Origin of the sequence: Acinetobacter sp. SFA, from assembly GCF_001647535.1 — a bacterium.
Taxonomy (GTDB): domain Bacteria; phylum Pseudomonadota; class Gammaproteobacteria; order Pseudomonadales; family Moraxellaceae; genus Acinetobacter; species Acinetobacter pecorum.
Genome location: NZ_LSZI01000001.1, coordinates 146,477 through 173,165 on the forward strand (window position 1 = coordinate 146,477; position 26,689 = coordinate 173,165).

Sequence of the window (26,689 nt, forward strand, 5' to 3'; positions counted from 1 at the left end):
AAATTAAAAAATCCGGAACATATAGATTGATCGACTGCATTTGCGCTATACAATAACCCTTCCAGTTTGTTCCATTTTGATCGGATTTAATTTATGTCACACACTATCACACTTTATGTTGATGGCGCCTGCCGCGGCAACCCGGGTTTAGGTGGTTGGGGGGCATATATTGTAAATGAACAGCAAGAATACAAAATATATGGTGGTGAAGACCATACCACCAACAACCGCATGGAACTGACAGCTGCCATTGAGGGCATTCTGTTTTGTGACAAGCAAGACAAACTGGTGATCTATACCGACTCCAACTATGTCAAACAAGGTATTACCGAATGGATTCATGGCTGGAAGAGGAAAAACTGGAAAGACGTCAAAAATCCTGACCTGTGGCAAAAACTGGATGCAGTTTGTCAGGGACGAGAAATTGAATGGCACTGGGTTAAAGGCCATGCTGGACATCCAGGTAATGAAATGGCCGATCAGTTAGCCAATCTGGGTGCCGATGAAACCCTGAAAAAATCCAAGCAAAGCCCTTCAATTTCTGAAGATAAAAAAAAATCTGAACCAGACTGGTTGCTAGATGATCCTTTCGGTCTGGATCTGGCCGAGAGTGAAGAAGAACTGGAAGAACTGCCCGAAGCCATCATCGAAGTGACTGTTGAAGAAATTGTACAAACTGAATTAGCAACGGTCAGCAATGAAGATGCTTCATCTTCAGACGCATCTGCCGCGGCTCAATTACACCCGCAAATTGTCATTACACCGGCCAAGTTACAGCTGCATGGCCCACGTCAATTGATTCTAGATACCGAAACTACCGGTTTTTATTATCAGGATGGTGACCGGATCATTGAAGTGGGTGCCCTTGAGATGATTAACCGGAAGCTTACCGGCAGCTCGATTCATATTTATATCAATCCGAAAAAACCGGTCGGTGATTCTGTCAATGTCCACGGTATTACCGATGAATTCCTGCAAGACAAACCGCTGTTTGAAGAAATTTCCCAGGTGCTATTTGACTATTTGCACGGCGCGGAAATTATTGCGCATAACGCGATCTTCGATATGAACTTCCTGGATATGGAATTCAAACGCGCAGGTTTTAAAGCGCTCTCCGAGGTCTGTGAAGTCACCGACACCCTAGCAATGGCCAAATCCAAGCATCCCGGGCAGAAAAACTCGCTGGATGCACTGGTGCGCCGTTACGAGATTCCACAACGCGACCGTACCTTCCACGGCGCCTTGCTCGATGCGGAAATCCTGTCCGATGTTTATCTGGCCATGACCGGTGGACAGGTCTCTTTTGATATTGATGCCCTGTCTCAGTCGGAAGAGCAGAACAGTCGCTCTGGGATGGCTAGAGTTGAAATTGATTTGCCCGTGATTCTTCCATCAGAACAGGAATTACAGGAACATGAGAAATGGGTCAAACATTTCGAAGAAAAACATGGAACTGCTTGCCTTTTCGCGAAATAAAATCTACATTTCCGGGGATACTTTAGGTTTAAAACTATCGTTCTTCAGTTATAGTAAATACAAAGAGGTCCCGCAGTTTGAAGCGGGGCTCATATATAGATAATACTTCAGGAAAGGTGCAGATCATGTCTTACCAAACCTCTATACATTTTGATCCAACAGCCTTACTGATAATAAAAAATGAGGTTGATAACTCGATCAAGTTAGTCGAATCAGCAGTAAGCACCTTGGTAGAAGACCAGACTTTACCTTTTGGCATTGATGATGCATTAACTCAGTTTGAACAATGCGCCCAGGTTCTGGCTCTGATCGACATGTCCAGTCTGGCAAAAATCGCTCAATATTCAGCAGAACTGATGCGCAAGATCATGGGGAATCCAGCGCAGGTCAATACTCAGGATGTTATTGCCTTGAGTGAAGGCACCACCATGCTGAAACGCTATATCGAATTCATCTGCCTGCGTGAAGTGAAAATTCCACAATTTTTGCTAGATACCCTGAACCGCCTGGAACTGGCTTTGGGTAAACCGCTGACAACTGAAGGCCAGCATGTAGAATCCTTACTGGATTGTATTACTCCTGACTTTGCATTGCCACAAGCGCCAGGTCTGGAAAAATCCGAATATGTACACCGCCTGTATAAGCTGTCACTGAACAAGCTGATTACTCAGGAAGAAAGTGAACTGGATCTGCAAGCCATCAAACTGGTAGGAGCCTATCTGGCTGGACTTTCCGAACAGCATGATGGCAGCAAACAGTACTGGAATCTGGTCTATGTTGCCTTCAACAATATCGAGCATCTGTTCATTAATGAGCCACGTCTACGCACCCTGGTGAGCATTGAACGTAACATGGCACAGTATTTTAGCTCGGCAGACAGTTTCAAGGCTTCATTGGCTGATCTGGCCAATGTGCTCAGCCTGTGTATCAGTCAGGAAGATGAAACTGCACAGTCTATCCGCAGCCAGCTGAATGTGAGCGATGACCTGCTGACCGATATGCAACTACAGGTTTTCAGTCGCCATCTATATGGTCCAGACTTTGAAACCATGCATACCATCAGCGAATTGGTGACCACAGAAATGGCGCACATTCGTAATGACATCGAGTTCAACTATCACAGCATGACACCTGAAAAGACCCAGGAATTACAGGCTCAACTAAATAATCTGGCCAATATCTTCAAGGTGTTGAACCTGAATGAAGCCTATCATGACCTGACCCGTCAGGCTGCTACACTGAGCCAGCCGGAGATGATGCAAGATGCCAGTTTTGCCCAGCAGTTGATGAATGTCATCCTGTCTGCCATGAACTCGATTGGCGTACTGGAGCGTCATCACACTTCGAGCCGTTTGCAGCTGCGCGTCAACAACATGAATATTTCCCTGGACCGTCTGGATGAAGCACATGCTGCTTTACTCACTGAAACCAAGGCACTGATTGAACTTTCCAGCCAGATTCTCAGCAATTACTTGCAAGACCAGGACTTGGCTGCCCTTGAAGCTGTACCTGTACAGTTTTGCGAGATTGGCGGCGCCATGCTTTTCCTGAATGCAGAACATGTTCGTACTGCCTTCGTCACAACTGCGGAATTTATCAAGAACCGTATTGATCTGTCGATTGCATTAAGTCCAGAAGAAATTCATCGTGCTCTAGACACCCTGGCCAGTGCCGACATGATGATTGATAACTTAAAGAACAAACAGCCTGTATTACAGACCATGTTTCAGGTAGCATTGGACAGTAGTGAGAAACTCAAAATAGTTGCCTAATGTCCAAATTATCACTTGCTTATATTTTTCAACAACAGCAACTGCTGGTCGATCAACACTTTCAACTTCCACGGGTTGAAGCCTTAGCAAGTGATTTGCTACTCCACACGGGTGATCAGGTGATTGCCCGTGACCTCCTTCCCGATGAGCCAATTCCTCCAGGCTTGCAACTGGTTCCCATCCGTCAGCTGTTACAGTTCTGGAATACCCAGCAATTTGAACAGGCTAGTCGTGCGGTACAGCTTTTAGAATGGCGTCGTAACCATAAATTTTGCAGTCATTGTGGCACAGCCACTGAAGCACATACTGTTGAATATGCCATGGTCTGTCCATCCTGCAATTATCGCCAGTATCCACGGGTACAGCCTTGCGTTATTACTGTCATTACCCGAGGCAAAGACGAGATTTTACTGGCTAAAAATGCACGTAATACCAAAAGCCAGATGTATGGACTGATTGCCGGTTTCGTTGAAGTGGGTGAAACCCTAGAAGATGCAGTACGTCGTGAAACGCTGGAAGAAGTCGGTTTAAAGCTCAAGAATATTCAGTATCTGGCCAGCCAGCCCTGGCCGTTTCCAAGCAACCTGATGATTGCCTTCAAGGCAGAATATGCTGGCGGTGAGCTACAGCTGCAGGAAGAGGAAATTAGCGATGCGCAATTCTTTAAATTCGATCAGCTGCCGGAAATTCCATTCAAAGGTAGTATTGCCCATGCCATGATCATGCATGTGACTCAAGGCACGCCCGTCGCAGACGACACCAAAACCTGGCTATAAGCCTGTACTTAAAAGTAAATTTTTCAAGGTGTACGAGAGTAAAAAAGTATCATACTGGGTTACTCTTAACCCTTTGATTTTACCTAGAAGTACCTAAGCTAAAAAACAATAAAGATTCATACCGAAGTGATTAAGCATGACCTACATATTTTTTTGAAGTAATAAACTTTCATACTGGAAATGAAGCTTTAGCCTCAGTAAATTAATTTTATATTATTCAGATGGTTAATTTTGATACTAAAGTATTTAATTTATCTTAGATTATTATAAGTGATTGATATTATTTATTTTAAGTAATAAGCACTATTTTTTATAATAAGAAACGCAATAGTTCATTTCTTATAATATTAATTATTCATTCAGATCCACTATAGCTTTAAACTTATTTTTATGATTTGAAAAAATCTTTTTATAACTTTGGTTATATAACTATCTAAAATTATTACAGAAAAATTACTAAAATTTAATATGAAATTTACATCAAAGTTGATAATTGTAACTTAAAATAAAATGGGAAATAAAAAGTGAAAAAAAATCTATTAGTTTAGCCCTATGTATACCATTCTTGCATGGATGTTCCGTTGACGAAAAAAATATTAACTCAACACTTATTACCCCTGACCAAGTTTCGGTTAGTAGCATTACTCATGAAACGAAAGTGAAAGAATCTTATAAGCAATTTTTCCTTCTTTCAAAGGATTTAAAGTTCGATAAAGATTTACATCAACTAGAAGCGATATGGCTTGGTAAATTAACTCTGCACAACAATTGTTTATCCATTTTAGTAGAAGGGAATAAAGAAACTCTTTATACCTTAGTTGTTCCTAAAAATTATGAAATTTTATTTGATAATCAGAAGAATATTATAGGGATTAAAAATATTAAGTCTAAAGAGCAATATAAAATAGGTGAATCATTAACTTTCGGGGGATTAGCTTTAGACAAAGCAAAAATGAACTCAAATAAAAGTATACCAAATTATTGTGAGCCACGACTGGCCCTACCCGGAGACATTAAGAAATGAAAAAAAATGATTTGAAAAGAAAAATATTATTAAGCCTGTTATTGGTGATTTAGCATTGAATGCTTCATATAAATATTAAATACAGTATTCAGATACTGAGGATTCAATAAGTATTAACTACACGGACAAAGATAAAAAACTTCATTCTGAGTCTATAATAGCATATTCTGCTAAATATGCTAAAGAAGATCTTATATTTAATATCAAATAAATATATCAAATTAATTAAATAAACAACTGCAAAGTGATTTTTTTAGAATTAAGAAAGTTATAAATATTAAATCTCATTACTCTGTATCATACTTTAATACTTAGTATGAAATTTTATTACTCTCATACGCAAGACTCAAAAAAAGAACCCTATGGATAATCGCCTGGGGTTCTTTTTTATGTGTTGCTACAGGGTTATCCAGCTATCAGCTCAGGATTTAAACGCATCTTCGAGTGCCCAAAGCACCTGAGACTTGGTCTGGAAAAAGTGGCTAAACAAACTGGAGAGCGAACCCACGATCGTAATATGGCCAAGTTTCGGAATATGAATCAAATGGCTATGATTGCCCTTCTCTTTCAGTACGCGGTCCAAATCATGGCTATTGAAATGCCCGACAATCTTGTCTTTTTCGGCAATAAACAGATAATGCCGGGTTGAGCTATTTCTAACAAAATAATAAGGCATGACCTGCTGATAAGGTACCGCCTGATCAAATGCACCTGCACAGATCGGATCATTTTTATAATCAAAATGATAAGGCCCTGCCAGACCAATAATCGCCCGGATTTGACTATGATCGATAGTGGCAGATTGCGGATGATACAAGGCAGACATGACATTGAATGCGCCGGCAGAGTGTCCCATCAGGACCAGATTTTCAGCACAGATCTGCAACTGCGCAGCCGACTGCTGCAAATGATTTAGCAACAAATGCAGATCATGAATATAGGTAGGGAAAATATGCTGTGGTGCCAGATGATAATTCATCACCACTACATCATAACCTTCTTTGGCAAAGGACTCGCCAATAAACTGGTAATCCCTTTTATCACCATGCAACCATGCACCACCATGTACAAACACAATCAGGGGACGGTGGGGCAAAGGCTGCTGACTTCGAAACAGGTCAAAGCGTTGTCGGGATTTCAGACCATAGGCCAATTGGGTTTCGACCATATAACCCTGTTTCGGAGTTAAACGATTTAGGGCATAGCTGCCAAAATCGTATAACCTGAAATCTTTATACTGTTGCTGAAGCTGAAGAATACGCTGTGAAAGTTGGGTTTTAAACTGACCGACCTTATGGTTCATAGGTCGGTTCAACCTTATCAGGATCAATGGCAACCGGTGTCTGTTCAATACCCGGCTGCGCATATGCCGGTGCAGCAAAATTCTGACTGGCCAGACTTGAGGATTGCTCAACATTATCGATCAGGGTCACGATTTTAGTAACATTGCCTACCTGCTGTAACACCTGATTCAGGTCAGTAATCTCGGCACTGTTTAAACGTCCCATCACATACAATATGCCATCTTCAGTATGAACATGCACCTTACTATCTGCAACTACAGGCGCCTTCATAATTAAACCGCGGGTATTTGCAGTCACCGCCGTATCCTGCATGATAGTGCTATAGCTGATCTGATTGCCGACAGTAATAAAATTATGAACTGCCTTCACATCACTCATGGATTTGACATTGTCTTCGGCCAATTGTTTCAGATGGGCATCTGGCACCTGACCGGTCAGCAGGACATTGCCATGAAAACTTTCAATATTGACCCGGGCCTGCTTAAAACGCGAGTCCAGTTTATAAAGGTTAATTTTTGCAGTACGGACAATCGAGGAATCAATAAATACCTGCCCCAAGGTACGCGCCCCACTTTCAGTTCCGACAGGAGCCGTACCTGTGCCGCTAGAAATAAAACTGGCACAACCTGATAAACTTGCGACACACAGCATTGTTATTGCAATACGCTTAACCACTCAGCAAGACTCCTTCATTTTATTACGTCTTTTCAATCTAATCATCTTTTCCAAGCTCAGATCATGGCAATTCTGCTTGAACTTTACAATGATCTTGAAGCAAATATATGCATCTTTAGATCTTATTTTGTTTAAAGGTTAATAAACTCTTGATCAAAAGTAAAAGCATTTTCAATCCATGCCAGATCATAAGGGTATTGCGAAAAGTCATGCTGTAGGGTTTTTGCAAATTGCTGTTTAAAATCAAAACAAATCACGTCAAAACGATAGTAATAGTGTGCAAATTGTGGATTTTTTTGAATAAAGCACATGGCTGTCTTGAGCATCTTGCCCTGTTTCGCCCTGGACACCGACTCGATCGCTTGTGCATATCGGGTTTGTGCACGTGCTTTGACTTCCACAAAGACCAGCTCCTGATCACATACTAGAATCAGATCCAGCTCGCCATAGCGACTGTGATAATTGGCTGCCAGGAACTGAAATCCATGGTTTTGCATCAATTGGGCCGCTTGCTGCTCCGCCCATGCACCTAGTTGCTGTCGTAGCATTCCTCTTTCGCTCATAGTAGCTTGACGCCTGTGCCACTATACTGAAAACATTGTGGACTACGCTGAATACTGTGGTCCGTGATTTCAATCCGGCCAGTTCTACCCTGAAATTCAATATGCTGCAAATGCGGTTGTGACAGGTACTGCTGGGTAATCTGCCAGGCATCTCCCCCGAAGGCAATCAGCCGCTGATAGGACATATCCACCGCTTCTTTGGCATAGGCTTGTACAACATCTGGCCAGTCAGCCAGATAAAGTACCGGAACATCACAGAACTTGATCCCTTTCGGGGGTCTATGCTGCTCGCTGATCGCATTGGCCACGGTATACATCCGTTTATGGCTTAATTCAGGTATGGCAGCCAGCCCTTCTGCATTGCCGAGGTATAACAGCCCTTGTTTTGGCATTAAAAAAATGGGTGCCTTGTTCACGATCTTGAATTTCAGATCACTTTGACTGAACAATGACATCAGCAACAGTTCATGCTCGGCTTCACTGCCCGGCTGGCGTAAAATCAGCAGCTGTTGAATTCCATCTTTGTGCAATAAGGTTTTTAGGGCAGCGGCATCTTCTTTTTTGGACAGGCTGAATTGCCAGACTTGGGGTGATGACCCTGCTACATCATTCAGGCTGAGGGTACGTACTTTAGGTTTGCTCTTGAGTAGTTGTTCTACATCGCTACGTGCCAATGGACCCACCACCATTTTGGTCTTTTTATTGACATGCTGTTTCAGTAGCTGGGAGATATTTTTCTGATTGGAATTGACCCATTTTAATGGAACTTTCTGCCCGGAAGTAGCATAAGCACTGAGAAAACCCTGTTTGATACTCGATGCAGCTCGCGTCAAAGGTCCGGATTCGGGTAGAATGATCAACACTTCTGCTTGTACGCTGCTGATGTAGCTGACTAAACACAAGCCCAATATTTTATTTTTAATCTTCCATTTTTTATTATTCAATTTATTCCACATGGAGAAACCTATGAGTGCTCAGTTATTTGTTGTTGCGACTCCAATCGGGCACTTAGATGATATTAGTTATCGTGCAATTCAGGTGTTAAAGTCGGTGAGTCTTATTGCTGCTGAGGATACACGAACTTCAGCACAATTGCTTAAACACTTTAATATTCAAACACCTCTGACTGCCTGTCATGAGCATAATGAAAGCAACAAGATTGATCAGCTGATCCAGCGCCTGCTCAATGGCGAAGATATGGCCCTGATCAGTGATGCTGGCACTCCCCTGATCAGCGACCCTGGCTTTAAATTTGTCCGGGCTGCTCAAGCGCATAATATCCGCGTGATTCCCGTTCCTGGTGCTTGTGCGGCTATTGCTGCCTTAAGTGCTGTTGGCTTGCCGAGTGACCGTTTCAGTTTTGAAGGTTTTCTGCCATCCAGACAAAGTCAGCGCCTGCTGAATCTGGAAAAACTGAAAGATGAAACCCAAACCCTGATTTTCTATGAAGCACCGCATCGAATTCTGGAGTCCGTTAAAGATATGGCCAGCGTTTTCGGAGCAGATCGCCCGGTCGGTTTTGCGCGTGAGATTACCAAGACCTTTGAAACTATCAAGAAAATGACCTTGGGTGAACTAGTCGAATTCATTAGCAATGATCACAATCAGCAAAAAGGCGAAATTGTTCTGGTGATTGGCGGCGCCACCGAAGAAAAAGATCTGGATCAGGAAAAGCTGGATAAATTATTGAATCGCCTATTACAGGACCTTTCGGTCAAAGCTGCTTCACAACTGGCGGCAGATTTAACCGGAATCAAAAAGAAAGTCGCTTATCAACGTGCTTTAGAACTGACTTCGGCAAACGACTAATTGCTTTAGATATTTCTATCTCATTTTGGTTTGCAAAAAAACACCACATTTAATGTGGTGTTTTTTATAAGAAACAAGTTAATCAATAACTTATTCTTTGGCTACTGATTCATCTGCCGGCACTTCAACAATACGACCACCACTAGCAAGGAAAGCCGCAATCTCGTCTTCAAGTGCTTGACGCTTTTTCAGCTTTGCAGTAACGGTCAAAGTTTCAGCTTCTACAAGATCGGTATCACTGACGACCTCTGTGCTATCGACCGCGCCTTTTTCAGCGGCTTTTGCTTCATCATCGTCAACAATTGAATCTTCAACGTCATCATCATAATCATTCATGTCTGTCATTTGCATCTCCCCAAAAATGGCCCTCGCTTGGTATTCCAAGTCAGGTATCGAATTAAGTGAAATTTAGCAATCTCTTTGACCTTCGCCTAGTACCAAAACTCAAAAAATCGTATCTTTTTTAAACAAAAACGTTACTCTTTATTGGCATTTGTTTAAAAAATTTACATTTCTCCCTTAAGCTGCGTAGCGTGTGTCTTTGAGTAAACTCAGGCCGTTGGCCTGTGACATAAATGCATCTTTTAATATTGGCTGATTTTCTACCTGTTTTAAACCAAAATTACGTACCCAAACCATTGGGAAGAATGAAGTGGTTTCCATCCAGCCAATCGCAGACATGCTATGCATCATGGCATCGTTCTGACCTTTACGGCGATGTTCATAGCGTTTGAGGGTCTGCTCATGTGCCCATACGCCACGCGCCTGATCATGCAGTAAAACATCACAGAGCACTGCAGCATCCAGACAGCCAATATTCACCCCTTGACCTGCCAGCGGATGAATCACATGTGCGGCATCGCCAATCAGGGCTAAACCGTCTTGAACATATTGCTGAGCGGCACGGGCTTTTAAAGGGAAAGTGGCACGTGGTGTTGCCTGCAATACTTCACCCAGCATATGCTGGCTTTCACGGGTTAATAGCTGGGTAAATTCAGCATCTGGGAGCGCTGCATATTCCTCGGCATAATCCTCTGGCAAGGTCCAGACAATTGATTGCCAGTGTCCCTGCTCTTCTGGATTAAGGCTGGCCATAGGTAAAAAAGCCAGAGGGCCAGTTTCGAGAAAAATCTGACGTGCCATGTGCTGATGAGGCTGTACAGTTTTAATGGCACAACTGATGCCTGCCTGTTTATAGTCCAGTACATCAATGTCGATGAACGCTTGCTCACGAACAAAGGAATTGGCACCATCGGCACCGATCACCAGCTTGGTTTTAAGCTGAGTGCCATCGGCCAGATGAATGATCCACACACCGACGCCACGTTCCATACGACTAACTTTAACCTGTGTTCTATAATCTTGAACATCTTCCAGCATCTTTTGCTGAATGGCCAAATTCAAAATGCTTGGTTCCACCATCGAGCCTAAAGCCTGCTCTACCGATAGTGTTTTTTCTGAAGACTGGCCAAAATTAATTTCTCCATAGCCATTTTTATTCCAGACCTGCATGCCGGTATAAGGCTGCTGACGTGCTAAATTTTCCCAGACACCCACCGTTTTTAATAGGTGAATGGTTGCCTGACTTAAAGCCAGGACACGCGGATTAGCCACCCTTAAGGTTTTATCTGCATCCAGAATTGGCGCTGCATCCAGAACTGTAGGCTGCACGCCCCCTTGGGCCAGCAATAGCGCAGTGAGCCCGCCTACCAACCCACCACCAATAATGACAACGTCTAATATTTCGTTAGTTTGATTTAAGCTCATGCTTTTAACCCCATGGCATAATTTGCAACGAGTGGCTTGATGCCTGGAATCGTATCAAATGCGACTAAACCTGTATTACGCATCAATTTTAAAAACGGATTCTGGTTACTGAAACCGCGTACCACTGAATCACAGAACTTGATCACACGCTGCTGGTCACTGAGACGGGATTTCTCATAGTCTAGCAATATTGCAGCATCGCCCAAGTCTGAGCCTTGTGCCTGCTGCTCTTTCAGGTAACGCACCAATACATGCGCATCACGCATACACAGGTTAAAGCCCTGTCCAGCGACCGGATGAATCGTATGTGCTGCATTACCCATGAGCACTACACGACCAACAGCCTGCTTTTCAGCTAACACTTGAGACAATGGAAAACTGAACCGTTTTCCGGTTTTCTGGAATTTTCCGGCACGATCGCCATACGTTTCCTGCAAGGCATCCAGAAAATGCTGGTCATTTTCATCTCCCAACCATTCTCCTTCAGTACCTTTTTTCACAGGCCAGACCACTGAACGGCGATACTCACCCGGTAAGGGCAACAGTGCCAAAGGGCCTAAATGACTGAAACGCTCAAAACCTACATGACCATGTGGCTTCGACGTTTGTACTGTGGTCACAATCGCGACCTGATCATAATCATGTTCTGATGCACCAATACCCAAAGCCTTACGACAGAAAGAATCCCGCCCATCGGCGGCAATAACCAGTTTGGACTGTAATTTCAGTAGAGATTCGCCACGATGCGCTTCGATATAAGCAAACTCTGCATCTTGAGTCAGTGAGCTCACCTGCACACCATCAATCAGTTCAATTAATGGCTCTTTTTTGACTTGAGTGAGAAGCACCCGACCGAGCCAGGCATTTTCAATGACCTGACCAAAGCTTTCGACTTTTTCCTGCTCGGCTTTCAGTCGGGCCTTACCAAAGCTGCCCTGTTCGGTAATATTCACTTCCAGAATTGGGGTAGCATGTTCTTGCAAGGCATTCCAAAGTCCAAGCTCCTGATAGATTTGTACGCTACGACGTGACAAGGCGCTATTACGTGCATCAAAACTGGAATGATATGGCGCAAGATTTTCATCATCATAATTTGGGTATTTGATGGCTTCCAAAAGTTTGACTGCAATATTAGTTTTCGCCAACATTAATGCGAGGCTTAAGCCCACCATCCCACCACCGACAATGATGACTTCTTGTTGCATGCTGTAATCCTTTCAATGTCGTATCTATACAAATAGATACTTATAATCATGATGGATTTTATATTACATCATGACTCGAGATTTTGACATTGTGATACATGCTGTTGTTGTAGCTTGTTTTGACCTCAATGTTCTGCTGTCTGGCAGACCAGACAAAGGCTGAAATGCATTACTACTAAAAATACCCGGTCAATCAGCTTAGCTCTTATTTAAAAGAAAAAATTAGAATCTATTTTCAAAACTGTAGAAAAAATTAAAGTGAATAAAAATTCACCCAAAATAATTTTATATTTTTAATAGATCATTTTTCTAAGATATCTTTTTATAAAATTGAAGATTTTAAAAAGTATTAATAAAATTTCAGCTTCTATTTTTTCCAACAAGCTCTCTGAGCTAATAATTGGTTTAGTTTGTCTTGAATAGTGACTACGGTCCAATCTTCTAGGTAAAGTGTTATCTCTATAAATAATTCCATTTTGACAACTGCTTCCCAGACAACGCAGTCCATGCTTATCAGTAACTTCATCTATGGCATTGGTATAGGGAATAGGTCCCGTGGTTTTCAGTACACCACTCCAGCCATATCCAAATTTAATATAAGTATAGTTTTCTAAATTTTCTGTTATTTTTTCAACCACATTGGCCAAATATTTATTTCCCGGCGAAGATATAATATTCCATTGTTGGTATTCTTTACCTCTTTTAATCTGTATATGCTTTCCGAACTCTTCATATTCAGCTGCTCCTCCTTGCCATTCAAAGACCAGCAGTTCATCATCTTCTAAAAGAATGTCACTTAAACTACAGGTGGTAAAACTTTTTAAATCAAAATATGCCCCACCTAAGCTATAAAGCAATAAGTATCGAAAATAATCAGTTTGTGCAGCGCCATATAATGGATTTATTTTAAGAAACGCATTTAAATATCTGGAAGAATAATGATTTTTAACAAAATCTACCATGTCATTATAATCATAAAAACGGTATTCCCAATCAGGATTATTTTTCAGAAGAACAGCCCTTGCCGTTCTATCTTCTTCTGATAGAAAATTTATTCCTTTTGTATGAATTTGATGAATTATTTTTGGTATTTTCATATTGAGGTACGTCCTTAATCTTATAAATTTCAATATTCTTGGAGCTGGTATGGTTTATATTAATCAAATCCCAGATAAAACATTTCACCTGAAATACAAAATATTGAGGCTAGTAATTGAGTAAGTACACTATACTTAAACCTAGTTCCCATATTTAATACAATCAAACTATTCTAGATGGCAAATAATTTCTTCTTAATATTTGATTTAATATAGATTCATTAAACAGCGTATTACTAATTAAGAGCCCTTAAGATAATACTAAGCACTGAGCATTTTATTAATTATCTTTATTATAGCTGTATATTAATGCCCTCACATTATTTTTTTAACATACAACCATAAAATTGATGTTAGTACTTTAGTTTAAATATCAATTAGAATAATAAAAAAAAATTTTAAGTATTTCCCATCTTCTCATATCAGTAAAAAGGTAAATCATCACATTTGCTGTGATAAGAAAGACAATACCTATTGTTACAAATTCAATAGTTATAGACTCTTTTTTTGTATGATTGATATTTCTCTAAAATCAGTTTTTTATTTTCAGATAGCACTCAGACTAAAATAACACCAGACTTTCCAGTAGCTATTTAGAAGGCTGAATGCTGTAATTTTATCTGATTCTGATGATATTCAATAACCAGCTCAATTAAACGAGTAATTAAATTAGTGTATGTCAGTCCACTTGCTTCCCAAAGCTTCGGATACATACTGATGTTGGTAAAGTCTGGTAAGGTATTTATTTCATTTACTAAAATTTCACCATTTTCGGTCAGGAATAGAGCCATCTTCGCCCAGCGTTCCAGGCACAATTGGAAAAATAATATCCAGTTGAAATAAGTTTTGTTCTTTAAATTCAATAATTTGCTTTTCTCTCCAACCCGGAATAAAGGCAAGATTTCTACCGGATTGATGCAGTGCGATTAAAGACGGATTATCCGAATTTAATAAAAATGGGTACTTTCATCCAAATGCCAAATCCCATTTTTATCAAGCCCAATCAGGGTAACATCAAATTTTTCTCGATCGATCGCATCAACTATATTTCTTGCTGACTAAGTGAAACTTCATGTTCTGTAGACTTACTGCCAAAGATAATACCAATATTTTTCTTTTGCACGTTTATATTCCCTTGGTTCTAGACAAGTACCCAACTTAACAATAAATTATCGTTATTAATTTTTTGATCATTCAGTAATTTTATGCTTATAAAAGTATAGGAAAATCTCTGTTAATGGAAAAAAATCTAAAAAGATAGTAATAAAAAACGAAGCCTAAGCCCCGTTTTTTATTCTTGTACCATTCATTCAAGCCGGATTTCATATTATTCAAAATTGGCCTTATAGCCATGCAAATCATCTAGACCTGCTTTAGCTGGTTAACGCACAACATTGGTATGATGATCTGTATGGTGTACTGTTTTGCCAAGCTTCGTTCCTGTATAGATCAGGTACAATGCCGACAAACCAACCAATACATAAATAATTCGAGATAAGGCGCTCATATCACCAAAGATCGCAGCGACCAAATTAAAATCGAATGCACCAATTAAGCCCCAATTGATGCCACCAATAATTGTCAAGGCATAAGCAATCCAGTCAATCGTATTTAATCTCATAAGTCTTCTCCTGCTTTTATTTAAGTTTATTTAAGTATCAGAGAAATTATGAGAATATCAGCAGATATAATATGTAGCTTTGATGCTAAAAACGGATTTTCTGTGTTGACTTCCTGTCAATTTTTAAGCTGTAAATTTTAATTAGGTTTGTTTTATTTGACTTGTTCAATATAAACGTAAGTTATATTGCTGGTTGATCATTACGAAATATTTTAAGACACCTACTTTGCACAGCATATAAGTGTCATAAAAAAGCCGGTCTTTCGACCAGCTTTTTTGAGTTTTCTCAGATCAGGCAGCTTGAGCTTTTGCCATCAATGCTTCAATATCTTCTACCGTTTTGACCACTTTCGCGGTTAAAACCAGTGGACCATTTTCGGTAGCAACAACATCATCTTCAATCCGGATGCCAATACCGCGCCATTTCGAATCTACGGTTTCATCATCGGGCGCGATGTAAAGACCGGGCTCAACTGTTACGACCATGCCCTCTTCATATGCACGCCATTCACCATCAACCTTATAAGCACCGACATCATGTACATCCATGCCGAGCCAGTGTCCGGTACCATGCATGTAGAATTGGCGGAAAGCTTCTTTTTCTATAATCTCGTCAATATTCCCCTGCATCAAGCCAAGATCGAGCAAACCTTGCACTAGGATGCGCACTGCAACATTATGTGGTTCTTTATACGAGTTACCAATTTGCACAGCATTAATTGCAGCAATTTGAGCATCCAGCACTACATTATATAAAGCTTTCTGTTCCGGGCTAAATTTACCATTCACTGGAAAGGTACGGGTAATGTCTGAAGCATAGAACTGATATTCAGCCGCAGCATCAATCAGGACTAAATCGCCATCTTTGAGTTCTTTGTCATTTTCTACATAATGCAAAATACATGCATTTTCACCGCCACCGACAATACTGTTGTAAGCTGGAACACCGCCATTTTTGCCAAAAACATAATTCAGTTCGGCTTCCAGTGCATATTCCATCATGCCCGGCCGTACTGCCAGCATTGCTTGAGTATGCGCATCAGCAGAAATATCGGAGGCAATCTGCATCAGTTCAATTTCATTTGCATCTTTATGCAGACGCATTTCATCGACAATACGATCTAGCTGAATGACTTGCGCTGGCGCAGAAGTCCCACGACGGCTTTCACCACTTGCAGTTGCAATCCATTTCGCTACACGAGCATCAAATTCTGCATGCTGCCCGATGCGATAAAATAACCGATCCTTATTTTGCAGTTTTTCCAGAATTTCTTCATCGAGCAGATCAATCGCATAGGCTTCATCTGCATCATAATCCTGAATAGCCCCGTCAATACCCGCGCGGTAGCCGTTCCAGATTTCCATTTCACGGTTACGTTCCCGGCAGAACAAACTGTAGCTATAGCCTTCTTCTTCAGTATCAAAGGTTTCAATCACAGCAACAGCTTCAGGTTCTGCAAACCCGGTTAAATAGAAGAAACTGCTGTCTGCACGGTATTTATAATCTGCATCACGGTTACGCATGGCTACCGGACTGGTGGCGATAATAGCAATACTGCGTAAACCGATTTCCCCTGCGAGGATTGCGCGACGTTCCTCAAAAACTGCCTGTGTCAATTTCTTCATTACACCTTACTTCTTATCGTTTAGTACTGTTATTTAGAATATGATCTTGAAACCAGACCATCAACTTTACTGTAACCAGCAAAATATATGCCTGATTTCAAGTATGAGTTAGTTCACCTCAGCATTTCATCAACTTGGACGTTTAGGCGAGAAAATCTCGACAACGCTTTGCGGCTCTGTAGGAGCGGCATCGTTAGGCTGATTTTTTTGACCAAATTGCTGCAGGAGTGGCGTTTCTTCAACTCCTACTTTTTTACGCCCTAAAGACAGGCTAACCGGAATCAGGCGCACAAATTCATACAATTCCTGATAGCTTTCTTCACCTTCAGCATCATCGTCCGAATCTTCAAATTCAACTGCGGCTACATCCTGCAAATGTTCAATTAGTTCAACTTCATCCTGGCGGATATGCCCGGATGCCAGTCCAAAACCTAAGACTACACCTGCACACCAGTCCGCCAGTGCCTGCACACGTTCTGAAAGCGTATGCTCATCATCAGGTAACAAAGGTAAATAATCCAGCTCATCTTCAGACAAGGCATGGAAGATGTCTTCGGCTTCGCCTGTCAACAGCTCTAATGCTTCGGCATCCAGTTCAGATACGTCCAATGTTTCTAAAATCTGTAACCACTCTTCACTGCTTGGGGCCTGAGTGACACAAACAATGCCCGTCAGCAAACCATGCAGTTCGCTAGGGCTGGAAATCTCCTCAATTGAAGAAAAATTGCGGTGCCATTCGGTCCAACCTGAAATATCGTCTTGCATTCGTTTATCCAATCTTTATACTGCTTATATATTACCTTTGTTTGCAACACTGTGCGACCTCGATATGTTAGAAGAATTACAGCGTCTACAAGTGCAGATCGGCGTGTTAAAAACGCGACTTGCACGGCTTGAAAGTGAAAATTCCAGCTTGCGCGAAGAGCAAGACTCTTCATCAATGCAACATCAACTGCAAATTGAACAAAAGAACAGCGTAATTGCGCAAAAACAACAAGAAAATGAAAACCTGACAGAACAATTGACGGACTCCCGGGCCCAGTTTCAACTGCTTAATAATGATGCAACTGCACTGGCAGACCGTTATGGCAGACTTGAAAAAAGCTGCACCGATCTGAAAAACCGTTTTCAGGAAATTCTGGCTGAACGGAATGATTTGCGGGTACTTAAAGAAAAGATGCTGATTGAACAGCGTCATTCTCAGCAGGAAATCCAGCGTTTGACTCAGGAAGCTGAACGTTTAACCCAAAAAAATGAAAATGCCAAAGCCAAGGTTGAAGCAATTATTCAACGTCTGGCTATTCTTGGCACTGCGCAGGATCATCACGCACAGGAAATTCAACAACTGGCCCATCCGACTGAAGTCATTGAGGAAGCTTCATCATGAGTGAACAAATTGCAATCGATCTCAGAGTATTGGGGCATAGTTTCCGTTTAGCCTCGCCTCCTGACAAGCAGGAAGAATTACAGCGTGCGGCACAGTTATTAAATGAAAAGTATGATGAATTTCGTCGTAAAGCTCCACGCATGGAACCTAGTAAACTGATTATTATGGTAGCACTTGAGTTGATGCAGGAAGTTCTGAGCATGAACCGGTCCCTGCAACAATACGGACATTGCGAACGTTTGTTACAAACCATTTTAGAAGAAGTTGAAGAACTTACTGAATAATCACATATTCCGCTTAAACTTCAGACATTCGAATGAACTGTTTACAGTTCATGAACAGCATGGAGTTGCCACACCGGCATTATTGTTTATAATTAACTTAACTCTGGGGTGTTCGCCAGCGGGTCTATTCCCCTGCCGATACTAACACTTATGGGTGTGGTCTGTATATTTAGAGTGTATGCCCATCTTCGTATGGGAAACCCAGCAAGTATACGTCACATCCTCCTTGAACTCATCGGGTTCAGGGTAACGACACATGCAGCGGCATCTCCGGAGTGCTTATTTTCTTAGTGAAAATATATTATTTATAATTCATATAAAATTCTTTCTAAATCTTCTCTTCTCATTTCAGCATTTATTTCGATCACGCCCCCCTTGTATTAACGCAGTCATCTTGTATGCATGAAATGCCTCAAAAGTCCTTTTCACTTTATTTTATTCAAAAATAATTTCTTAAGCTATTTTATCCCGATATAAAATATATATGGCCCAGATTGCAGCAGGAATCCAGCCAAAAATCGAAATCTGAAGTAGCAAACATACTACCGATTCGGCTGGCCGATGAAGAGTCATAAACAATGACCACGGAAAAATAAATGCAATAATTGATTTCACTTTTTAAAATCCTCTTTTTGCAATGTCTTGAGCTTTTAAGTCCAGTATTTACGGATACCTAGAACTGCTACTTATATTCAGATATTTTTAATGTGATAAGCAGAATCTCTGTACATACGAAATCACGTTTAAAAATATCTTGAGAGCCTAATTCAGCCAGCTTAAAAGAAGCTTAAAAGAAGCTTAAAAGAAGCTTAAAAGAAGCTTAAAAGAAGCTTAAAAGAAGCTTAAAAGTTATCTTACATCCACTCAGCTCTTGTATCTTTTCAACCCGAATGTTGACGTTTTAATAAAAAAAGTTTTTGCTTCAATTTTTTCTATGCAACAGGCCCATATCCAAATAAGGCACTTAGCCTATTTATATTTATAGATTTATTTTTTGGGTCTTGTACTCAAGGGTGATACCCGCCAGATCACGTCTCCGACATCATCTGCCACTAAAATGGCTCCTGAAGAATCCACTGCTACACCAACAGGACGTCCATATGCTTTCCCTTGATCACTTAGAAATCCGGTCAAAACATCCTGAGGCTGTCCGACTGGTTGGCCATTTTGAAAGGGAACAAAAATCACTTTATAGCCGCTATGTGGTTTGCGGTTCCACGAGCCATGCTGACCAATCAGTGCCCCATCACGATATTGAGGCATCAGATCTGCCCTATAGAAAGCCAAGCCCAATGAGGCAGTATGATTGCCTAATGCATAATCCGGTGGAATTGCTCGCCCAACTAAGGCAGGGTTTTGCGGTTTGACCCGTGTATCAACATGCTGACCATAATAACTATAAGGCCAGCCATAAAAAGCGCCCTCTTTGACAGAGGTCAAATAATCAGGAACCAGATCATTGCCGAGCTCATCACGTTCATTTACCACCGTCCAGAGTGCGCCGCTCTGGGGTTGCCAGTCCATGCCATTCGGATTACGTAGTCCGGTTGCATAAGGTCGAGCTTGGGCACTATTCAAATCAAACTCCATAATGAGTGCCCGGCCCTGCTCCTGCTCTAAGCCATTTTCAGCCACATTACTGTTGGAACCCACTGTGATATAAAGTTTATTGCCTGCAGGATTGGCAATAACATTTTTGGTCCAGTGATGGTTTAAACGGCCTGCCGGTAAATCGAGCACCTTGTTACCGGCTGCTGTGATTTGAGTCATCCCGTTCTGATAAGGAAAGCGCATCAAGGCATCAGTATTGGCTACATACAATGTATTGCCAATCAGCACCATACCAAATGGAGAATTGAGATTTTGCAAGAATACGGTTTTTTGTTCAGCAACCCCATCTCCGTTACTGTCCCGAAGTAGTGTGATGCGGTTGGCACTAGGATGCGATGAGCCGGCGCGCTGCATTACCCACTTCATGATTTTTCCTTTGATCCCTTTACTATCATCAGGCTTGGGCGGTGCATCCGTTTCAGCCACCAGCACATCACCATTCGGCAATACATACAACCAGCGTGGATGTCGCAGTCCTTTGGCAAATGCCTGAACTTTTAAACCTGTCGCAGGTATAGGCATTTCACCCACAGGCCAGCCTTTGGCAGGCGCAATATTGACCGTAGGCAGCAAGCTTGATTGTGGTTTAGGTAAATCTGGATCGGAACCATAACTATCAGTAATGGGCGTTTTGGAAGGCATCGTACATCCTGTCATAGTCAGGAAAGATGCACAGGCGGTACCAGCAACTAAAAGTCGTATGTGCTGAATAAGCATTTTTATCTCTTTGTTATTATTATCCTCGACTTAACTTTAAAAAACTACAAGAGATGCCACTAGCTGATTCTTGTTTTTTCTGGTTATGAATTGGTTATCAACTTTGAGTCAGGTCTGATGTTTTTCTTGCTGTAAACATAAATTTATTCTGACTCACTTACGCAGGACAACACGACAACATTTCCAGAGTAATTTTTTTTACCTCATTACGGCTGAGTCGAATATGAGCCTCTAATATAGAAAGGCAGGAGACTGCATCTTGAGCAAGCAGCGCCTTTAAAATCTGTTGATGTTCAGCATAGGTGGCTGTAACCCGATAATCCTTGGAAAAATCCAGCCGGCGTATGATCCGAATTTTTTCGCTGATCTCACTATGTATTTTTGCCATTTCTGCATTGCCGGCTGCAAATACCAAATGACAATGAAATGCTTCATCTTCTACAGATAACCGCCTGAGATCATAGATATATTGTTCTGGTTGAATACACCAGGTTTGAATCAAAACAGCCAGAGCAACCTGCAACTGGTCTTTGGGCATCTGACAAAGTTGTTCGACTGCATAACCTTCCAATAAAATCCGCAGATCATACAGTTCTTCATAAACTTTAAAGTCTAGGGGCCGGACCTGCCAGCCACTTCTAAACTGAACATCCACATAACCTTCCTGCTGCAAGCGATACAAAGCTTGCCGGATGGGTGTACGGCTTACGGCATAGCTTTCAGCAATTTCCGATTCGGTAAAGCGCTCTCCCGGCATCAGCTTAAAGTCAAAAATGTCATTTTTAATTTTCTGGAAAACCAGCTCAGACAGATTGTCTGAGCTTTTTCCTGTCGCTTTAGTACTTGGATTGCGAACAATAGTCATGGCTCAATCCATTACTCCATATAGACCAGTGGCTCACCACTATGCACGGTCTGACCAGAACGGCAGATAATGGCTTTGACAATGCCATCATCGTCAGCATAGACCGGCAGCTCCATTTTCATGGCCTCGATGATGGCCACCGTGTCACCTTTTTTCACAATCTGCCCGGCTTCTACAAAAATCTTCCAGATATTGCCGGTCATAGAGGCGTTGAGAGGGACATACTGGCTGTAATCGGTATCATCCTGCAGCACTTCTATTTCTACAGGTGCATCAAAATCGTCTTTCCAGCGTTCAACTTCGGTGCTAAAAGCGGCCTGTTGCTGTGCTTTAAAAGCCACAATACTGTCCTGTTCTGCAGCTAGGAAATCCTGATATGCTGCAAAGTCAAACTCGCATTCCTCAATTTTGATTTCTGCCAGACCATGGGCGAAATCAGCACGGAACTGATCCAGTTCGGCCTCAGTGACCTCATAATATTTAATCTGGTCAAAAAAGCGTAAGAACCATTGCTGATCGCCAAACTGCTTGTTCTTTTTAAACTTGTTCCAGATCGGCACGGTACGGCCAATCAACTGATAGCCACCCGGTGAGTCCATGCCATAAATACACATATACATGCCGCCAATCCCGACTGTGCCTTCGGCGGTAAAAGTACGGGCCGGATTATATTTAGAACTCAGTAAACGGTGGCGCGGATCAATGGGCACTGCACAAGGTGCAGTCAGATATACATCACCTAGCCCCAAAATCAGATAATTGGCATCAAAAATAATGTCTTTAACTTGCTGGCGAGTATGTAGACCATTAATCCGCTGAATAAAATCAACATTATTCGGAAGCCACGGGGCTTTGGCACAGACGCTTTCCTGATAACGCTCAACCGCACCCAGAGTCGCCGAGTCCTCAAAGGCCATGGGTAAATGGATAATTCTTGAAGGAATTTTAATGTCACGCAAATCGCCCATCTGTTCTTCAAGACCAAGCAGGAAGTGAATCAGTTGCTGCTGGCTACACTGCAGACCATCATATTTAATCTGCAAGGATCGCACACCAGGCGATAATTCCAGGATACCGTCAAGATCAGCTTCACGAATCAGTTGCATCAAGCAGTGTACGCGCAGGCGCAGGGCCAAATCCAGTACGTTATCGCCATATTCCAGCAAGATATAACTGTCTCCTGCCTGACGATATACAGCTTTTGGTGCATCTGGTGTAGCTTCACGCAATGCCAGGATACTTTCTGCCTGAACTGCAACAACTTCAGCCTCGTGGGTCATCTCTGCCTTGGCAAAGTTTTGGAGGGTTTGAATTTGCTGCCGCTCCAGCGCATTGGCCTGCTCTATCGAGATTGGATAGAAGCTAATCGTGTCATCGGCTTTCAGTTGACCAATTTTCCAGAGTTCTGCTTTGGCAATGGTCACCGGACAGACAAAGCCACCCAGGCTCGGACCATCTTTGGCAAGGATTACAGGGAAGTCACCGGTAAAGTTGATTGCACCAATGGCATATTCACAGTCATGCACATTGGATGGATGCAGCCCCGCTTCACCACCATTTTCACGCGCCCAGCTTGGCGTCGGTCCGGTTAAACGGATACCCAACCGGTTCGAGTTAAAATGCACTTTCCAGCTTGATGCAAAAAACTCCTCAATATATTCAGCTTTAAAGAAATCAGGTGCTCCATGCGGACCATAGAGCACACCAATTTTCCATTCCTTGCCATAACCTGGAATCAGAGCTGTTGCCAAAGCTTCAGGTTCTGCAATCGCCAAAGGTAGACCATCGGCCGGCAGCTCAGGATTCACCATCTTAATCATGTCACCAGCCCGTAATACTCGGCCTGCATGTCCACCAAAATTACCTAAAGCAAAGGTAGAACGGCTACCCAGATATTCCGGTACATTCAGACCATTTCGCACAGCCAGATAAGTCCGGCATCCGGATTCAACCTGTCCAATTTTTAAGGTTTGTCCTACTTTTATCTGAATAGGCTGCCAGAAATTTACTGCTTCATCATCCAGACTTACCGGACAAGGGGCGCCAGTTAAAGCAATGACATTGTCTGCATGAAACTTGAGGGTTGGACCTTGCAGGGTAAATTCGAACCCGGCGGCGGCCTCGGCATTCCCGACAATTTTATTGGCCAGCCGGAAGGCATAATCATCCATTGGGCCTGAAGGCGGTACACCAATATCCCAATACCCGACACGACCCGGATAATCCTGAATCGAACTTTGTGTACCCGGCTGAATCACCTCAATCACATTCGGCACATATTTGAAATCATCCAGCATGCGTGTCCAGATCTGCATCTGTTTAAAACGTGGATCTGAAATAACAGTATGCACATAATCCAGATTGGTACTAATACCATTCAGGCGAGTTTCAGCTAAAACTGATTTAAGCGTACGAATGGCAGTATCACGATCTTCAGCATGCACAATAATCTTGGCAACCATCGGATCAAAATATTGGGAAATTTCAGTTCCGGTACTCACCCAGGTATCAACCCGGACATTTTCCGGAAAAAAAACATCGGTCAAAATCCCTGGACTCGGCTGGAAATTCTTGACTGGATCTTCGGCATATATGCGTACTTCAATCGCTGCACCCCGAGGCTGAATACTGCTTAGATGCTTCCAATCCAAAGTATCGCCTGCTGCGATTTTCAACATGCATTCGATCAGGTCTAAACCGGTCACCATTTCAGTGACAGGATGTTCCACCTGCAAACGGGTATTCACTTCAAGGAAATAAAACTCGTCACGTGCTGCATCGTAAATAAACTCAACCGTACCGGCACTGCGATATTTCACCGATTTGCCCAGTTCAACTGCCGCCTGATGCAGTTTTTGACGGGTTGCATCAGGTAAATGAGCCGCTGGTGTTTCTTCTACGACCTTCTGATTACGGCGCTGTAATGAACAGTCACGCTCACCCAAAGCCACTACCTGTCCCTGTCCATCTCCAAAAATCTGAACTTCGACATGACGGGCTTTATCCACAAAGCGTTCCAGAAACACCCCGGCATCTTTAAAGAACTGCTCACCCAGACGTTTTACACTTTCATAAGCCTCTCGAAGTGCTTCTGCATCATCACAACGGGTCAAGCCAATTCCGCCACCGCCTGCTGTGCTTTTCAGCATAATTGGATAACCAATTTTTTCAGCTTCTGCCAAAGCTTCGTCCAGACTATTTAGCAGACCTGTACCGGGAGTCATGGGTACATTGGCAGCTGCAGCAAGTTCACGGGCACGATGTTTTAAACCAAACTCTAAAATCTGCGCAGCTGTGGGTCCCATGAAAGCAATGCCATTTTCTTCGCAGGCACGGGCAAAATCAGCACTTTCTGACAGAAAACCATAACCCGGGAAAATTGCTTCGGCCCCGGTATTTTTGGCTGCAGCAATCAGCTTTTCGATACTCAAATAGGTATCGCTAGGTTTAGTCCCTTGCAGAGATACGGCAACATCTGCATCAAGTACATGCTGCGCATAACGATCTGTTTCTGAATAAACGGCGACACTGGTTACACCCATTTTTTTTAATGTGCGAATGGCGCGAACAGCAATTTCGCCGCGGTTTGCAATCAGTACAGTCTTAAACATATGAATCCCCTGTTATTTTATCTATTTTTTTGAATCTGCTGAATGGCTCTGTTTCATTTTTTATTGATTCAGCTCATGGACATAGACTCGCTACCTACCAAGTTCACTGATCTGTAATGCAGGTGCAGATGCACACTATCCGCATATACAGCTTTCCTGAATGCATCAATTTTTTCTTTCAGATATGTGCCAGTCGCAACCAAAATACAGGCAGGTCCATTACGCTCGAATTGTGCATTGAGTTGAGTGGGATTTTTCGGTGAGAACTGTTTTGGCTGATCGGCCGCACGCCATTTCAGGACTGTCCAGTCGATCATTTTGTGAGGAAGCATTCTGTATCCAATCTTGTATCCAAGTTTAAATACAGATATGCAGAACTTATGCCAGTTTTATTTTTATATTAATTTCAATATTTTAATATTATTTAAGATGTCCCAATGAGAGGGAAATTTGATTAGATGACTGTTTTTGGTTCAGTCTGTTTTCAATTCAGTGCAAAAATTATTCTGTAACTCATATTGCATGATCTGCATCCCTTCAACTTTTACAATTGATATATAAAACCTATCTATTAATAAACCTTTAAGGGAACCATTCAGCTTATATCTTGGACTAGTAATAAAATTGGAGGTACTCCATGCCGGACTTAAGGGGGTTTTAACCCAAGATGCATTATAGGCAAACAGGAGATGATCAAAAGGAAATATAAAAGGAGAGGTTTCAAATATTGAAGTAAATAAGGCTGCCCAGTAGTATTCACTGAAATTGCGGATAATCTCTGTCACTCAACCACGAAAAGCGGCTTCAATCACGGCAACATCAATTTTCTTCATGTCCATCATGGCCTCAAATGCACGTTTGGCTGCAGCACGGTCAGAACTGTTACAGGCATTGATCAGGACCGCTGGCGTAATCTGCCAGGAAATGCCCCACTTGTCCTTGCACCAGCCACACTCACTTTCCTGACCGCCATTGCCCACAATGGCATTCCAGTAGCGATCTGTTTCCTCCTGGTCTTCAGTCGCCACCTGAAATGAAAATGTTTCATTATGCTGAAAACCAGGACCACCGTTCAACCCGATGCAGGCAACGCCCATTACTGTAAATTCGACCGTAATGACATCACCTTCTTTCCCAGAGGGATAATCTCCAGGAGCAAGGTTGATCGCGTCAATCGAGGAATCTGGAAAGGTGTCCGCATAAAATCGCGCAGCAGTTTCAGCATCGTTATCGTACCAGAGGCAGATAGTGTTCTTCACAATATTCATCATGTTCTCCATTGAGTTAGGTCTTACGTGCCTACCTAAGTCCAATGTCCAATGTGTATCATTTCTCAGCCGAGAATAGTCATATGATTCCGTATCTATACTATTTCACCAAAAACGGGACAAATCTATTCTGAAGCTGTATGTTTATTGATCTAAAGCTTTTCAACATTTTTCTAATTATTCACTGCTGCAGCTTGCTATCACCCTGTTAATTACATAAAAAGCGATGAG

General features: G+C 42.2%; 25 protein-coding genes and 1 other RNA gene. 8 read left to right on the forward strand and 18 right to left on the reverse strand.

The window, feature by feature from the left end; genetic code table 11:
- The first annotated feature begins 93 nt into the window (after nucleotides 1-93).
- From dnaQ to AY607_RS00695, 4 genes are all read left to right on the forward strand, one after another.
- Nucleotides 94-1,476, forward strand: a complete 1,383-nt coding sequence (dnaQ, locus tag AY607_RS00680) for a DNA polymerase III subunit epsilon (RefSeq protein ID WP_064101442.1) — start codon at nucleotides 94-96, stop codon at nucleotides 1,474-1,476.
- Between the two features lie 125 nt (nucleotides 1,477-1,601).
- Entirely contained in the window at nucleotides 1,602-3,248 is a 1,647-nt protein-coding gene (locus AY607_RS00685) for a hypothetical protein (protein WP_064101443.1), read from the forward strand.
- Nucleotides 3,248-4,024 carry an NAD(+) diphosphatase gene (nudC, locus tag AY607_RS00690; protein WP_064101444.1) on the forward strand — a complete coding sequence of 259 codons (777 nt, stop codon included), beginning with the start codon at nucleotides 3,248-3,250 and terminating at the stop codon, nucleotides 4,022-4,024. The genes AY607_RS00685 and nudC overlap by 1 nt, the downstream gene beginning before the upstream one ends.
- Nucleotides 4,025-4,682: 658 nt before the next feature.
- Nucleotides 4,683-5,048, forward strand: coding sequence for a hypothetical protein (locus AY607_RS00695; RefSeq protein ID WP_064101445.1), 366 nt, complete (start codon nucleotides 4,683-4,685; stop codon nucleotides 5,046-5,048).
- 421 nt (nucleotides 5,049-5,469) lie between these two features.
- On the opposite strand, the gene AY607_RS00700 is transcribed toward AY607_RS00695, so the two are convergent.
- The 4 genes from AY607_RS00700 to AY607_RS00715 form a co-directional block, all read right to left on the reverse strand.
- A complete protein-coding gene (locus tag AY607_RS00700) occupies nucleotides 5,470-6,351 on the reverse strand; it encodes an alpha/beta hydrolase (protein ID WP_064101446.1) in 882 nt (293 codons plus the stop codon).
- Nucleotides 6,341-7,027 (reverse strand): BON domain-containing protein, encoded by a 687-nt coding sequence (locus AY607_RS00705; protein WP_064101447.1) that lies wholly within the window; start codon nucleotides 7,025-7,027, stop codon nucleotides 6,341-6,343. Before AY607_RS00705 ends, AY607_RS00700 begins: the two co-directional genes overlap by 11 nt.
- Nucleotides 7,028-7,158: 131 nt before the next feature.
- Nucleotides 7,159-7,575 carry a YraN family protein gene (locus AY607_RS00710; protein WP_081408781.1) on the reverse strand — a complete coding sequence of 139 codons (417 nt, stop codon included), beginning with the start codon at nucleotides 7,573-7,575 and terminating at the stop codon, nucleotides 7,159-7,161.
- Between the two features lie 11 nt (nucleotides 7,576-7,586).
- Entirely contained in the window at nucleotides 7,587-8,546 is a 960-nt protein-coding gene (locus AY607_RS00715; RefSeq protein ID WP_064101449.1) for a penicillin-binding protein activator, read from the reverse strand.
- 10 nt (nucleotides 8,547-8,556) lie between these two features.
- Here AY607_RS00715 and rsmI point away from each other — a divergent pair, with 10 nt between their 5' ends.
- The gene (gene rsmI, locus AY607_RS00720) at nucleotides 8,557-9,399 is read left to right on the forward strand and encodes a 16S rRNA (cytidine(1402)-2'-O)-methyltransferase (protein WP_064101450.1); all 843 of its coding nucleotides are present in this window, start codon (nucleotides 8,557-8,559) and stop codon (nucleotides 9,397-9,399) included.
- Between the two features lie 90 nt (nucleotides 9,400-9,489).
- Here the strand turns inward: rsmI and AY607_RS00725 are convergent, their stop codons facing one another.
- The 8 genes from AY607_RS00725 to AY607_RS00760 all read right to left on the reverse strand — a co-directional run bounded on the left by AY607_RS00725 (nucleotide 9,490) and on the right by AY607_RS00760 (nucleotide 17,480).
- On the reverse strand, nucleotides 9,490-9,744 hold the full coding sequence (locus AY607_RS00725) for a hypothetical protein (RefSeq protein WP_004646359.1): 255 nt from the start codon (nucleotides 9,742-9,744) through the stop codon (nucleotides 9,490-9,492).
- 174 nt (nucleotides 9,745-9,918) lie between these two features.
- Complete coding sequence (locus AY607_RS00730) at nucleotides 9,919-11,166, reverse strand: FAD-dependent monooxygenase (protein WP_064101451.1); 1,248 nt, start codon at nucleotides 11,164-11,166, stop codon at nucleotides 9,919-9,921.
- Nucleotides 11,163-12,371, reverse strand: a complete 1,209-nt coding sequence (gene ubiH, locus AY607_RS00735; protein WP_064095573.1) for a 2-octaprenyl-6-methoxyphenyl hydroxylase — start codon at nucleotides 12,369-12,371, stop codon at nucleotides 11,163-11,165. The genes AY607_RS00730 and ubiH overlap by 4 nt, the downstream gene beginning before the upstream one ends.
- Before the next feature lie 293 nt (nucleotides 12,372-12,664).
- Nucleotides 12,665-13,468 (reverse strand): glycosyltransferase family 32 protein, encoded by an 804-nt coding sequence (locus tag AY607_RS00740; protein ID WP_064101452.1) that lies wholly within the window; start codon nucleotides 13,466-13,468, stop codon nucleotides 12,665-12,667.
- Nucleotides 13,469-14,061: 593 nt separating this feature from the next.
- A complete protein-coding gene (locus tag AY607_RS15375) occupies nucleotides 14,062-14,259 on the reverse strand; it encodes a hypothetical protein (protein WP_064101453.1) in 198 nt (65 codons plus the stop codon).
- A gap of 590 nt (nucleotides 14,260-14,849) precedes the next feature.
- A complete protein-coding gene (locus tag AY607_RS00750) occupies nucleotides 14,850-15,089 on the reverse strand; it encodes a DUF378 domain-containing protein (RefSeq protein WP_064101454.1) in 240 nt (79 codons plus the stop codon).
- Between the two features lie 291 nt (nucleotides 15,090-15,380).
- Complete coding sequence (gene pepP, locus AY607_RS00755; RefSeq protein WP_064101455.1) at nucleotides 15,381-16,715, reverse strand: Xaa-Pro aminopeptidase; 1,335 nt, start codon at nucleotides 16,713-16,715, stop codon at nucleotides 15,381-15,383.
- Nucleotides 16,716-16,844: 129 nt separating this feature from the next.
- Nucleotides 16,845-17,480: a UPF0149 family protein gene (locus AY607_RS00760; protein ID WP_064095579.1), complete on the reverse strand. Its 636-nt coding sequence runs from the start codon at nucleotides 17,478-17,480 to the stop codon at nucleotides 16,845-16,847.
- Between the two features lie 64 nt (nucleotides 17,481-17,544).
- On the opposite strand from AY607_RS00760, the gene AY607_RS00765 reads away from it, so the two are divergent.
- The 3 genes from AY607_RS00765 to ssrS all read left to right on the forward strand — a co-directional run bounded on the left by AY607_RS00765 (nucleotide 17,545) and on the right by ssrS (nucleotide 18,667).
- Complete coding sequence (locus tag AY607_RS00765; protein WP_064095580.1) at nucleotides 17,545-18,102, forward strand: hypothetical protein; 558 nt, start codon at nucleotides 17,545-17,547, stop codon at nucleotides 18,100-18,102.
- A complete protein-coding gene (locus AY607_RS00770) occupies nucleotides 18,099-18,386 on the forward strand; it encodes a cell division protein ZapA (protein ID WP_064101456.1) in 288 nt (95 codons plus the stop codon). Before AY607_RS00765 ends, AY607_RS00770 begins: the two co-directional genes overlap by 4 nt.
- Nucleotides 18,387-18,483: 97 nt before the next feature.
- Nucleotides 18,484-18,667, forward strand: a non-coding RNA gene (ssrS, locus tag AY607_RS00775) — 6S RNA.
- A gap of 172 nt (nucleotides 18,668-18,839) precedes the next feature.
- On the opposite strand, the gene AY607_RS15350 is transcribed toward ssrS, so the two are convergent.
- The 6 genes from AY607_RS15350 to AY607_RS00800 all read right to left on the reverse strand — a co-directional run bounded on the left by AY607_RS15350 (nucleotide 18,840) and on the right by AY607_RS00800 (nucleotide 26,458).
- Nucleotides 18,840-19,001 (reverse strand): YqaE/Pmp3 family membrane protein, encoded by a 162-nt coding sequence (locus AY607_RS15350; protein WP_155858348.1) that lies wholly within the window; start codon nucleotides 18,999-19,001, stop codon nucleotides 18,840-18,842.
- Between the two features lie 372 nt (nucleotides 19,002-19,373).
- Nucleotides 19,374-20,654 (reverse strand): PQQ-dependent sugar dehydrogenase, encoded by a 1,281-nt coding sequence (locus AY607_RS00780; protein WP_225215702.1) that lies wholly within the window; start codon nucleotides 20,652-20,654, stop codon nucleotides 19,374-19,376.
- Nucleotides 20,655-20,871: 217 nt separating this feature from the next.
- Nucleotides 20,872-21,579, reverse strand: coding sequence for a GntR family transcriptional regulator (locus AY607_RS00785; protein ID WP_064101458.1), 708 nt, complete (start codon nucleotides 21,577-21,579; stop codon nucleotides 20,872-20,874).
- Nucleotides 21,580-21,590: 11 nt separating this feature from the next.
- The gene (uca, locus tag AY607_RS00790) at nucleotides 21,591-25,190 is read right to left on the reverse strand and encodes an urea carboxylase (RefSeq protein WP_064101459.1); all 3,600 of its coding nucleotides are present in this window, start codon (nucleotides 25,188-25,190) and stop codon (nucleotides 21,591-21,593) included.
- Between the two features lie 68 nt (nucleotides 25,191-25,258).
- Nucleotides 25,259-25,522, reverse strand: a complete 264-nt coding sequence (locus AY607_RS00795; RefSeq protein WP_064101460.1) for a hypothetical protein — start codon at nucleotides 25,520-25,522, stop codon at nucleotides 25,259-25,261.
- 453 nt (nucleotides 25,523-25,975) lie between these two features.
- Nucleotides 25,976-26,458, reverse strand: coding sequence for a VOC family protein (locus AY607_RS00800; RefSeq protein ID WP_171255252.1), 483 nt, complete (start codon nucleotides 26,456-26,458; stop codon nucleotides 25,976-25,978).
- Nucleotides 26,459-26,689 lie beyond the last annotated feature (231 nt).

What these genes read in the sequence shown, in the direction of transcription:
- dnaQ (WP_064101442.1), top strand. Translation starts at nt 94, where the DNA reads ATGTCACACACTATCACACTTTATGTTGATGGCGCCTGCCGCGGCAAC.
- AY607_RS00685 (WP_064101443.1), top strand. Translation starts at nt 1,602, where the DNA reads ATGTCTTACCAAACCTCTATACATTTTGATCCAACAGCCTTACTGATA.
- nudC (WP_064101444.1), top strand. Translation starts at nt 3,248, where the DNA reads ATGTCCAAATTATCACTTGCTTATATTTTTCAACAACAGCAACTGCTG.
- AY607_RS00700 (WP_064101446.1), bottom strand. Translation starts at nt 6,351, where the DNA reads ATGAACCATAAGGTCGGTCAGTTTAAAACCCAACTTTCACAGCGTATT.
- AY607_RS00710 (WP_081408781.1), bottom strand. Translation starts at nt 7,575, where the DNA reads ATGCTACGACAGCAACTAGGTGCATGGGCGGAGCAGCAAGCGGCCCAA.
- AY607_RS00715 (WP_064101449.1), bottom strand. Translation starts at nt 8,546, where the DNA reads ATGTGGAATAAATTGAATAATAAAAAATGGAAGATTAAAAATAAAATA.
- rsmI (WP_064101450.1), top strand. Translation starts at nt 8,557, where the DNA reads ATGAGTGCTCAGTTATTTGTTGTTGCGACTCCAATCGGGCACTTAGAT.
- AY607_RS00725 (WP_004646359.1), bottom strand. Translation starts at nt 9,744, where the DNA reads ATGACAGACATGAATGATTATGATGATGACGTTGAAGATTCAATTGTT.
- AY607_RS00730 (WP_064101451.1), bottom strand. Translation starts at nt 11,166, where the DNA reads ATGAGCTTAAATCAAACTAACGAAATATTAGACGTTGTCATTATTGGT.
- ubiH (WP_064095573.1), bottom strand. Translation starts at nt 12,371, where the DNA reads ATGCAACAAGAAGTCATCATTGTCGGTGGTGGGATGGTGGGCTTAAGC.
- AY607_RS00740 (WP_064101452.1), bottom strand. Translation starts at nt 13,468, where the DNA reads ATGAAAATACCAAAAATAATTCATCAAATTCATACAAAAGGAATAAAT.
- AY607_RS15375 (WP_064101453.1), bottom strand. Translation starts at nt 14,259, where the DNA reads ATGGCTCTATTCCTGACCGAAAATGGTGAAATTTTAGTAAATGAAATA.
- AY607_RS00750 (WP_064101454.1), bottom strand. Translation starts at nt 15,089, where the DNA reads ATGAGATTAAATACGATTGACTGGATTGCTTATGCCTTGACAATTATT.
- pepP (WP_064101455.1), bottom strand. Translation starts at nt 16,715, where the DNA reads ATGAAGAAATTGACACAGGCAGTTTTTGAGGAACGTCGCGCAATCCTC.
- AY607_RS00760 (WP_064095579.1), bottom strand. Translation starts at nt 17,480, where the DNA reads ATGCAAGACGATATTTCAGGTTGGACCGAATGGCACCGCAATTTTTCT.
- AY607_RS00765 (WP_064095580.1), top strand. Translation starts at nt 17,545, where the DNA reads ATGTTAGAAGAATTACAGCGTCTACAAGTGCAGATCGGCGTGTTAAAA.
- AY607_RS00770 (WP_064101456.1), top strand. Translation starts at nt 18,099, where the DNA reads ATGAGTGAACAAATTGCAATCGATCTCAGAGTATTGGGGCATAGTTTC.
- AY607_RS00780 (WP_225215702.1), bottom strand. Translation starts at nt 20,654, where the DNA reads ATGACAGGATGTACGATGCCTTCCAAAACGCCCATTACTGATAGTTAT.
- AY607_RS00785 (WP_064101458.1), bottom strand. Translation starts at nt 21,579, where the DNA reads ATGACTATTGTTCGCAATCCAAGTACTAAAGCGACAGGAAAAAGCTCA.
- uca (WP_064101459.1), bottom strand. Translation starts at nt 25,190, where the DNA reads ATGTTTAAGACTGTACTGATTGCAAACCGCGGCGAAATTGCTGTTCGC.
- AY607_RS00795 (WP_064101460.1), bottom strand. Translation starts at nt 25,522, where the DNA reads ATGCTTCCTCACAAAATGATCGACTGGACAGTCCTGAAATGGCGTGCG.
- AY607_RS00800 (WP_171255252.1), bottom strand. Translation starts at nt 26,458, where the DNA reads ATGAATATTGTGAAGAACACTATCTGCCTCTGGTACGATAACGATGCT.